Origin of the sequence: Actinomadura sp. WMMA1423 (assembly GCF_006547145.1) — a bacterium.
Lineage (GTDB): Bacteria > Actinomycetota > Actinomycetes > Streptosporangiales > Streptosporangiaceae > Spirillospora.
Genome location: NZ_CP041244.1, coordinates 3,927,228 through 3,936,544, shown reverse-complemented (window position 1 = coordinate 3,936,544; position 9,317 = coordinate 3,927,228). Strand labels below are relative to the sequence as shown.

Below are 9,317 nucleotides of genomic sequence, written 5' to 3'. Positions count from 1 at the left end.
GCCGCAACCGGAACCGCCGCCCGGGATTAGACTCTGGGCATGGTCGAGTCGTGGCAGGAGGAGCTGCGGGCGAAGGGGTACCGGGTTACGCCGCAGCGCCAGCTGGTCCTCGAGGCCGTCACCAACCTGGAGCACGCGACCCCCGAGGAGATCTGCACCGAGGTGCAGCGCACCGCCCGCGGCGTGAACATCTCCACCGTGTACCGGACGCTCGAACTCCTCGAGGAGCTGGGGCTCGTCAAGCACGCCCACCTCGGGCACGGCCCGCCGAACTACCACCTCGCCGCCGAGGCCGAGCACATCCACCTCGTCTGCCGGGGCTGCCACACCGTCGAGGACGTCGACCCGCGCGCGGCCGCCGGGCTGGCCGACGTCCTCGCGCGCGACTTCGGCTTCGAGACCGACGTCCACCACCTCACCGTGTACGGGCGCTGCAAGGACTGCCGCGAGGCATAGCCGCGGCACGGTCCGGGCGCCCGCGACATAGTCTGGACGGCATGGAGAGCCCTCTGCTGCAGTCGCCCGGAGCCGTCGCCGCCGACGCGCCCGACCAGGAGGTCGCCGCGCACTACGGGGACCCGGCGCGGGAGCAACGCGCCCTGGAGGACGGGACGGCGTTCGTCGACCGGAGCAACCGGGGCGTCGTCCGCGTCTCGGGGCCGGACCGGCTGAGCTGGCTGCACAGCCTGCTGAGCCAGCACCTGGACGGGCTGAGGCCGTCCGAGCCGACCGAGGCGCTGCTGCTCAGCCCGAACGGGCACATCGAGCACCACCTCTTCCTCGTCGACGACGGCGAGGCGGTCTGGGCGCACGTCGAGCCGGGGACGGCCCCCGCGCTGGCGGAGTTCCTCGACCGGATGCGGTTCATGCTGCGCGTCGAGGTCGCCGACGTGTCGGACGAGTACATGGTGGTCACCGGGCCGAGCGGGCTCGCCGACGGTGGGCCGTCCTGGCCGGACGTGGCGGGCACGACGACGCGGATCGTCCCGCGCGGGCAGTTCCCGTCCGACCTCAGGCCGGCGGGGATGTGGGCCTACGAGGCGTTGCGCATCGCCGAGCACCGCCCCCGCTTCGGGCTCGACACCGACCACCGGACGATCCCGCACGAGGCCGGGTACGTGGAGACGGCCGTCCACCTGAACAAGGGCTGCTACCGGGGGCAGGAGACCGTCGCGCGCGTCCACAACCTCGGGCGCCCCCCGCGTCGCCTGGTGTTCCTGCACCTGGACGGCAGCGTCGACCGGCTGCCCGCGCACGGCGACCCGGTGGAGATCCCGGGGGGCCGGACGATCGGGTTCGTCGGGTCGGCCGCCCGGCACCACGAGCTGGGGCCGATCGCCCTCGCGCTGGTCAAGCGGAACGTCCCGGTGGACGCCGAGCTGCTCGCGGGCGGCGTCGCGGCGGCCCAGGAGGTCGTCGTGTCGCCGGAGACGGGCGCGAACGCGCAGATCGCCCTGCGCCGACGCCCCGCGAAACACGGGTAGCAGCCCGCCTCGGGTGCGAATATCGTCTGATAAGACGATTTCTGACTGAGCGCCGCCCGGGGAAGGTGGATTCCTACCGATGGTCCCGAACCTGGGGAAAGGGGAGACGCCCGCGATCCGGAGGGGAGGATCCCGGCGCCGCCCGCGCCGGGAGTCCGCGCTGGCGTGGTGGGCCCTGTTCGCGGTGATCGCCGGGCTCGCGTGGTGGCAGCACTCGTGGCGCGTCGCGCTGCTCGGCCTGGTGGGGTGGTGCCTGTACCAGTTCGCGCTCGTCCCGACCCTGTGCCGGGTGCTGACGCCGAAGGGCGCCGCCTGCACCGAGCGCACCCGGGGCCGGCTCTTCGCCTGCGGCCCGGCCCACCAGCGGCTCCGCAACGACGCGCTGTGGCGGCTCGCCGGGATCCGCAACCCGTTCCAGCAGGGCCCCGTCCCGGACGAGGGCGACACCGGGACCGTGGTGGTGGTGTCCTCGGACGTGCGCGGCCGCCTCGTCCCGCAGGATCGCGCCCTCATCCTCCTCGCCACCGCCGGGACCCTCGCCGCGCTCGTCGGGATGGTCTACGGGTTCCGCTGACCCGCGCTCACCGCCGGCGCGGTCAGACCTCCAGGAGCAGCGTGATCGGCCCGTCGTTGACGAGCGCGACCTTCATGTCCGCGCCGAACTCCCCGGTCTCGACCTTCGCGCCCAGCGCGCGCAGTTCGCTGACCACCGCGTCCACCAGCGGCTCGGCGACGGCCCCGGGCGCGGCGGCCGTCCAGGACGGGCGGCGGCCCTTCCGCGCGTCCCCGTAGAGAGTGAATTGGCTCACGACGAGCAGGGGCGCGTTCTCGTCGGAGCACGACCTCTCGCCTTCCAGGATCCGCAGGCCCCACAGCTTGGAGGCCAGTCTGCGGGCCTGTTCCGGGCCGTCGTCGTGCGTCACGCCGACGAGGACCAGCAGCCCCGGCCCGTCGATCGCGCCGACGACGCGGCCCTCCACCGAGACGCTCGCCTGGCTCACCCTCTGGACTACAGCACGCATGACCATGCATTCTGCCGCCATGGGAGCAATGACGCTCATCACGGTGGCGCCCACGGGTGCGGAGTCCGCCAAGGCGGACGTTCCGGCCCTGCCCGTCACCCTGGATGAACTGGTCCAGACGGCCAAGGAGTGCGAGGCGGCCGGCGCGGCCGTGATCCACGTGCACATCCGCGACGACGACGCGCGGCCGACGCTCGACCCGTCCCGCCTGCGGGACACGGTGACGGCGATCCGGGAGAGCACGGGGCTGATCGTCCAGCTGTCCACGGGCGGCGCGGTCACCGACCCGTACGAGGACCGCCTCCGCGTCCTGGACGCCGAGCCCGACATGTGCTCGCTCACCTGCGGGACGGTCAACTTCGGCGACGACGTGTTCATGAACCCGTGGCCGTTCATGGTGGAGCTGTACAAGCGAACCCAGGAACTGGAGGTCGTTCCCGAGTTCGAGCTGTTCGACCTCGGCCACATCGCGTCGCTGCACCGCCTCCTGGACAAGCACGGGCTCCCTTATGGCGGGCACGTCCACTGCGACCTGGTGATGGGCGTTCCGGGCGGGATGCCGGGCGACGCTCGAAGCCTGGTGGCCGCCGTGGACGCCCTCCCCGAGGGCGCCACGTGGTCGGCCACCGGCGTGGGCCGCACGTCCCTGCCCGTGCTGTTCGCGGCACTGTCGGCGGGGGGCCACCTGCGGGTCGGCATGGAGGACACGGTCACCTTCGCCAAGGGCCGCCCGGTCACGGCGAACGCGGAGCTCGTGGAACGCGCGGCCCAGGCGGCCCGTCTGGCCCAGCGCCCGCCGATGTCCCCGGCCGAAGCCCGCGCTCTCCTGTCCACCAGACCCCGCTGACGGCGCAGGGCCCGTCCGGGTGGGTCAAGCCGGGATGGTCCAACCTGACCGTTTTCGTTGAGCGTGGTTCCGCTTTCATGGGATCCGCCGGGTAGTTGACCAAGGAAGCGAGCGGGTCCGCCCCCGGGTGAGGCCCGTTCCGGTGGCGGGCCGCTTCGGCCTGCCGCCCGGGGCGGGAGCCGCCGGGCCGGACGCCGGGCGTCGTGTCGATGGAGGAGTGCGGTGGACGTCAATCCTGTGCTGGTCGAGGTGGAGCGCTCCGGGTTCGTGGAGTCCCGGCACCGGGGGGCGGCGGTCGGGCTTGCCGCCGACGGGACGGTGGCCGTCCGGGTGGGGGACGCCGAGGTTCCGATCTTCCCCCGGTCGGCGAACAAGCCGATGCAGGCGGTCGCGATGCTGCGCGGCGGCCTGGAGATCGGCGGCGAGCTGCTCGCGCTCGCGGCCGGCAGCCACTCCGGCGAGGACTTCCACGTCGAGGGGGTGGAGAAGATCCTCGCGGGCGCCGGGCTGGTGGCCGACGACCTGCGCTGCCCCGAGAGCTGGCCGATCGACCCCGCGACCCAGCAGGCGGTCGCCCGGTCGGGCGGCGGCCTGTCCCGGCTGCGCATGAACTGCTCCGGCAAGCACGCCGCGATGCTCGCCACGTGCGTCACGGCGGGCTGGCCCACCGACTCCTACCTCGACGCCGACCACCCGTTGCAGCGCATCGTCCGGGAGGTCGTCGAAGAGCTCTCCGGGGAGAGCGCGGCGGCGGTCGGCGTCGACGGGTGCGGGGCGCCGCTGTTCGCCGTGTCCGTCGCGGGCGTCGCGCGGGCGTTCCGGGCGCTCGTCCTCTCCGAGCCGGGCACCCATGAGCGGCGCGTCGCCGACGCCATGCGGACGCACCCGCAGTGGACGTCCGGCACCCGCCGCGAGGAGCGTCAGCTGATGGACGCCGTCCCCGGCCTGCTCGTCAAGTGCGGCGCCGAGGGCGTGGACGCCTTCGCGTTCGCCGACGGGCGCGCCGGGGCCGTCAAGATCGACGACGGTGCGATGCGGGCCCGGACGCCCGTGACCGTCGCGCTGCTGCGCGCCCTCGGCGTCCGCGACGGCTCCGACCGGATCGTCCTGGACGAGCTGGCGACCGTCGAGGTGCGCGGCGGGAACGGCGTCGTCGGGGCCGTACGCCCCGCGCCGGGCGTCTTCGAGCAGGCGGTCTAACCCCCTTCCGGCAGCAGCCGGGCCACCAGCTTCTCGATCAGCTCGTCGGTCGCGTAGGGCTCGGTGATGGCGGGGACGGTGAGGTCGTCCAGAAGCAGGCCGATCATGGCGAAGTACAGCAGGGCGACGTCCGTGGCGTCACCGGGCAGGCCGACGTCGAGGTGGTAGCGGATGTTCTCCGCGAGCTCGGCGGTGAGGAAGCCGCTGAGCGCGGTGTGCAGTTCCGGGCGCCGCGTCGCCTCCAGCCGCAGCTCCAGCATGGCGAGGTAGCCGGTCCGGTCCGCGCGCATGCGCGCGAGTAGCTGGCGCATCAGCTCGGTGGCCAGCGCGTGCGTGGGCGGCTGCCGCAGCGTCTCGGCCAGCGCGACGGGGTCGGGGGTGAGGCGCTCGCGGGTGCGGTGCATGACCTGGGTGAGCAGGTCGGCCCGGTCGGCGAAGTAGTTGGTGGCGGTCCCGGTGGGGACGCCCGCCTCGGCGTCGATCGCGCGCAGCGTCAGGCCGCGCGACCCCTCGCGGGCCAGGACCTCGATGGCGGCGTCCAGCAGGGCGGCCCGGCGGGCGGGGTTGCGTCGCATGATGCTCCATCACGTCCACTTGCAATCACTGCAACCACAGTACTAAGTTCAAACCACTCCATGTGGAGTACTTCGATTCAGGTGATGGGGGCAATCGCATGCGCAGGCTGGTCTACTACGTCGCCGCCACCCTCGACGGCTACATCGCCGGGCCGGACGGGCAGTACGACTTCCTCCCCTTCGAGGGGGAGCCGGCGAAGATGATCGTGGACGAGTACCCCGAGACCCTGCCCGCCCATGTCCGCGGCCCGCTCGGCATCGCGGCCGCCCCGAACCGGCACTTCGACGCGGTCGTCATGGGGCGCGGCACCTACGAGCCCGCCCTGACCGCGGGGATCACCAGCCCGTATCCGCATCTGGAGCAGTACGTCGTCTCGACGACGCTCGGCATCGACGATCCCGCGGTCACGGTCGTCGCGGAGGATCCGGCCGGCCTCGTCCGGGAGTTGAAGCGGCGGGACGGGCTCGACATCTGGCTCGCGGGCGGCGGCAGGCTCGCCGGGGCTCTCGTGGACGAGATCGACGCGCTGGTCGTCAAGCGCCATCCGATGGTGATCGGCTCCGGGATCCCGCTGTTCGACGGCCCCTTCGCCGTCGCGGCGTTCACCCCCGGTGCCACGCGCGCCTTCGACTCCGGGCTCGTCGTCACCACCTACACCCGCGCGGCGGACTCCGGCGTCCCGGCCTCCTAGCGGACCGGATGTCCGCCGGCGGCCAGGCGCTCTGGCGGCCTCAGGGGGCGCGGTCACGCGGGAGCGGTCCCCGGGCGACGCCCGGGGACCGCTGGGGTGGGGTGGTGAACGGAGCGGGCTTCCGGTCAGCCGCTGCCGTAGACGCCGAAGCCGGTCAGGGAACCGGCTCCCAGGCAGTTGCCGCCGAACTTCCAGTAGCCGGGGCCTTGCAGCGGGCCGTAGCGCGTGCTGCCGTCGCTGCACCTGGTGTAGGCGCCGTAGCGGCCCGAGTAGATGCGCACGTTGGCGGTCCAGTAGACGGTGTTGTGCCAGACGTGGTCGGCGGACCAGCCGTCAAGGGCGATGCGCGTGGCGGTCCGCTTCATCAGGGACGTGTGGGGCAGGGACTTGGCGGCCTTGGTGGTCACGGCCGCGCCCTTGGTGGGGACGGGTGCGGGCGGCGCGACGGCCCTGGCGGTCGCCGATGGATGGGCGCCGACCGTGGCTCCCGCGGCCAGCAGGCCGGCGGTGACGGCTGCGGCCAGCGCACTGCCGGCCACCTTCGCGGTGCTGTGCATGATCTTCTCCATCCGTTTCGCCGCGTCGAGCGGCGGTTGCGTGACTCGATGACCCCGGTGGGGCGCTTCTCCGCGGAGCCCTCGCCCGGCCCGTACTCCTCCTTCGCGATCATCGGGCCGGCGGCGTGCGCCTTCGCTGACGTCTGCGGCGGTCACGTGGCCGCACCGGCCCGATGGCGGGCCGGGAGCGTCGCGGGGAGCCAAGGCGGCGAGAGGGCGCGTGGTCACTTCTCGCGATCAAGTGACTACTGAAAGTTACCAACGGAGGCCGCGGGTGCGCTGTCCCGTCGGGGTGAGGTCCGTGTTCCGCCTGGTTAACAGGGTCGAACTCCGCCGGAGACAGCAAGAAGCGGCGTCACGCCCGGTAGTCGCACCGGGTGTGACGCCGCGTGGACGATCACTTGTCCGGGGGCCGAGACGTCCTAGTGGGCCTCGGGTCCCTGGGACGCCCTGAGCGTCTCGAACTCTTCCTTGTAGATCGTCTGCTCGTAGCAGACGCCCTCGGGCCAGGGCTTCTTCGGCTCCCGGCCCGGCTGGGGGTTGTCCTTGCGGAACTCCTCCGGCTGGCCCTCCTTGGTGGGCGGGTAGCTGTGCGAGAACATCCCCGGCCGGTAGGTGTAGTAGCCGCCCTGCTCCATGCCGCGCCAGTTGGTCTGGTCGTTCCTGCGCTGCGGATGCACCTTCCGGGACGAGGCGGCGCGCGTGGCGTACACCCAGGCGATCAGGGCCGCGACGATCAGGAACGGGATGATCCAGGCGAAGTAGCGGGCACCCGTGGGGGCCGTGTCCGCCAGCACAGGGTCGGCGACGATCGTGGTGAGCAAGGCGGACCACCTCCCGATGGCGTGAATCGGCCCCCCGCAGGGTCATTTAGGGATGTGTCCGCTGATGTGCGTATTAACCACCTCGGGATCCGGGGCAGCGGGCGCGCCCACCGTGCGGAGCCGTCCGGCCGGCAGGCCCGGGATCGCCAGGGCGAGGGAGACGGCAAGCACGCCCAGCATCGGAACGGTCCATCCACCGGTGGCGTCGTGCAGCGCGCCGAGGGCGAGCGGCCCGAGCGCCGCGATGACGTAGCCGACGCCCTGCGCCATCCCCGACAGCTGGACGGCGACGTGGGCGTCATGGGCGCGGAGCCCGATGAACGACAGCGCGGTCGCGAAGCCGAGGCCCTGGCCGAGTCCGAGGACCACCGTCCAGATCCACACCGTCGCGATCGGCGCCCAGGTCACGCCGACGAAGCCCAGCGCGGTCAGCGACACCGTGGCGATCACCAGGGGGCGCTGGTCGCGGGTCCGGCGGGCCAGCACCGGGACGGCCAGCGACCCGACCGCCTGGATCGCCGCCACCAGCGCCAGCACGTAGCCGGCGGTCGCCTCGTCCATCCCGCGGTCCTGGCAGATCGTCGGCAGCCAGCCGAGGACCACGTAGGCCAGCAGCGACTGCAGGCCCATGAAGACCGTGACGTTCCAGGCGAGCCCGGACCGCCAGACGAGCGCCGCGACACCGGTCGGCGCGGCAGCGGGCGGGGCCGACCGGGCCGCGCGCGCCGCCCGCCGCGCCCTCGGCAGCCACAGCGCACCCGCGAGCACCGCCGGGATCGCGAGCAGGCCGAGCGGCAACCGCCACGTGGCGTCGAACAGGTTCTCCACCGGCACGGCGAATCCGGACGACAGGCTCGCGCCGCTCGAGATCGCGACCGTGTAGACCGCCGTCACCGTCGTGATGTGGGCCGGGTGGTCCCGCTTGATGATCGCCGGCATCGCGATGTTGCCGATGCTGATCGCGATCCCCGCCACCAGGGAGCCGGCGAACAGCGGGAACGCGCCGCCCGGCAGCCGCAGCAGCAGCCCGGCGACCAGCAGCGCCATCGCGCACACCACCAGCGTCTCGGGACGCGGCGGGCGCCGCAGGAAGGCGGCGACGAGCCCGTAGGAGCCGAAGAAGGCGAGCGGCAGCGTGGTGAGCGCGCCCGCCGCCGTGCCCGACAGATGGAAGTCGTCGCTGATCTCGGTCAGCAGCGGTCCGACCGCCGCGACCGCGGGCCGCAGGTTGACGGCCAGCATGACGATCATCAGCAGGGCGCCGGCGAGCCCGGCGCGCCTCGCGGTCACGCCTCCTCCCCGGCGGTGCCCACACCGCCGAGCAGGGATTCCAGGACGGCGAGGGTCGGCTCCACCACGGCGGCGGCGGCCGACGCGGCGGCCTCCGGGTCGCCCGCCGCGATCGCGTCCAGCACGGCGCGGTGCCGGGCCGGGCCCGCCTCGGGGACCTCGTGGTCCAGCCTGATCGCGCGCATCGACTCGTGCAGCCGGTCGATGAAGAACCGCATCGCCTCGATCAGCACCGGGTTCCGCGACGCCTCCGCGACGCCGAGGTGGAACCGGGCGTCCGCGGCGCCGAACGCGTCCGGCTCGGTGGCCTCGTCGCGGGCGCGCAGCAGTTCCTCCAGCCGCGCGAGGTCCTCGCCGGTGCGGCGGCGCGCCGCCAGCCGGGCCGCCTGGACGTCGTACGCGAGCTGCACCTCGAAGACGTCCCGCGCGGAGGCGCGGGACACCCGGCGCAGCAGCGGGCGCGGGTCGCAGCCGCTGCGCACATACGTCCCGTCTCCGCGCCGGACCTCCAGCACCCCGACGTGCGACAGCGCCCGGATCGCCTCCCGGACGGCCGGACGGCTCACGCCGAGCCGCGCGGCCAGCTCCAGTTCGGCCGGGATCCGCCGGCCGACCGGCCACGCGCCCCCGCTGATCTGCGCCTGGAGCTGGTCGAGCACGGCGTCCACCGTCGACCCGCTCGGTACGGGATTCAACCCCACGAAAGGCCTCCAAAGTAAGATGTCAGACATCTTACGAAGAGGCCGATTCCTTGGTGGACCCGTGGTGACCGCTGGGAGGGGTCTCAGCGGTCACCACGGGCTTCCGGCGGCGCCCGCCGGACGGA

General features: G+C 73.2%; 12 protein-coding genes. 6 read left to right on the top strand and 6 right to left on the bottom strand.

Annotated features, from left to right (window positions below; all coding sequences use genetic code 11):
* Positions 1–39: 39 nt before the first annotated feature.
* The 3 genes from FKD65_RS18250 to FKD65_RS18240 all read left to right on the top strand — a co-directional run bounded on the left by FKD65_RS18250 (position 40) and on the right by FKD65_RS18240 (position 2,058).
* Positions 40–456 (top strand): Fur family transcriptional regulator, encoded by a 417-nt coding sequence (locus tag FKD65_RS18250; RefSeq protein WP_141578642.1) that lies wholly within the window; start codon positions 40–42, stop codon positions 454–456.
* A gap of 41 nt (positions 457–497) precedes the next feature.
* The gene (locus tag FKD65_RS18245) at positions 498–1,484 is read left to right on the top strand and encodes a folate-binding protein YgfZ (protein WP_141578641.1); all 987 of its coding nucleotides are present in this window, start codon (positions 498–500) and stop codon (positions 1,482–1,484) included.
* Positions 1,485–1,563: 79 nt separating this feature from the next.
* The gene (locus FKD65_RS18240; RefSeq protein WP_141578640.1) at positions 1,564–2,058 is read left to right on the top strand and encodes a hypothetical protein; all 495 of its coding nucleotides are present in this window, start codon (positions 1,564–1,566) and stop codon (positions 2,056–2,058) included.
* Positions 2,059–2,080: 22 nt separating this feature from the next.
* Here FKD65_RS18240 and dtd read toward each other — a convergent pair whose 3' ends face one another.
* Positions 2,081–2,506, bottom strand: a complete 426-nt coding sequence (gene dtd, locus FKD65_RS18235) for a D-aminoacyl-tRNA deacylase (protein WP_141578639.1) — start codon at positions 2,504–2,506, stop codon at positions 2,081–2,083.
* Positions 2,507–2,525: 19 nt separating this feature from the next.
* Here dtd and FKD65_RS18230 point away from each other — a divergent pair, with 19 nt between their 5' ends.
* Together FKD65_RS18230 and FKD65_RS18225 are read left to right on the top strand one after the other, a co-directional pair.
* Entirely contained in the window at positions 2,526–3,353 is an 828-nt protein-coding gene (locus tag FKD65_RS18230) for a 3-keto-5-aminohexanoate cleavage protein (protein WP_141578638.1), read from the top strand.
* A gap of 222 nt (positions 3,354–3,575) precedes the next feature.
* The gene (locus tag FKD65_RS18225; protein WP_141578637.1) at positions 3,576–4,553 is read left to right on the top strand and encodes an asparaginase; all 978 of its coding nucleotides are present in this window, start codon (positions 3,576–3,578) and stop codon (positions 4,551–4,553) included.
* On the opposite strand, the gene FKD65_RS18220 is transcribed toward FKD65_RS18225, so the two are convergent.
* Positions 4,550–5,128, bottom strand: coding sequence for a TetR/AcrR family transcriptional regulator (locus FKD65_RS18220; RefSeq protein ID WP_141578636.1), 579 nt, complete (start codon positions 5,126–5,128; stop codon positions 4,550–4,552). The genes FKD65_RS18225 and FKD65_RS18220 overlap by 4 nt on opposite strands.
* A 98-nt stretch (positions 5,129–5,226) precedes the next feature.
* Here FKD65_RS18220 and FKD65_RS18215 point away from each other — a divergent pair, with 98 nt between their 5' ends.
* Positions 5,227–5,820 carry a dihydrofolate reductase family protein gene (locus FKD65_RS18215; protein WP_141578635.1) on the top strand — a complete coding sequence of 198 codons (594 nt, stop codon included), beginning with the start codon at positions 5,227–5,229 and terminating at the stop codon, positions 5,818–5,820.
* A gap of 125 nt (positions 5,821–5,945) precedes the next feature.
* Here the strand turns inward: FKD65_RS18215 and FKD65_RS18210 are convergent, their stop codons facing one another.
* The 4 genes from FKD65_RS18210 to FKD65_RS18195 form a co-directional block, all read right to left on the bottom strand.
* Positions 5,946–6,377 carry a hypothetical protein gene (locus FKD65_RS18210; RefSeq protein WP_141578634.1) on the bottom strand — a complete coding sequence of 144 codons (432 nt, stop codon included), beginning with the start codon at positions 6,375–6,377 and terminating at the stop codon, positions 5,946–5,948.
* Positions 6,378–6,799: 422 nt separating this feature from the next.
* Positions 6,800–7,201, bottom strand: a complete 402-nt coding sequence (locus tag FKD65_RS18205) for a hypothetical protein (protein ID WP_141578633.1) — start codon at positions 7,199–7,201, stop codon at positions 6,800–6,802.
* Positions 7,202–7,243: 42 nt separating this feature from the next.
* Positions 7,244–8,491: an MFS transporter gene (locus FKD65_RS18200; protein ID WP_141578632.1), complete on the bottom strand. Its 1,248-nt coding sequence runs from the start codon at positions 8,489–8,491 to the stop codon at positions 7,244–7,246.
* Positions 8,488–9,192, bottom strand: coding sequence for a FadR/GntR family transcriptional regulator (locus FKD65_RS18195; protein WP_302931607.1), 705 nt, complete (start codon positions 9,190–9,192; stop codon positions 8,488–8,490). The genes FKD65_RS18200 and FKD65_RS18195 overlap by 4 nt, the downstream gene beginning before the upstream one ends.
* Positions 9,193–9,317: the final 125 nt, after the last annotated feature.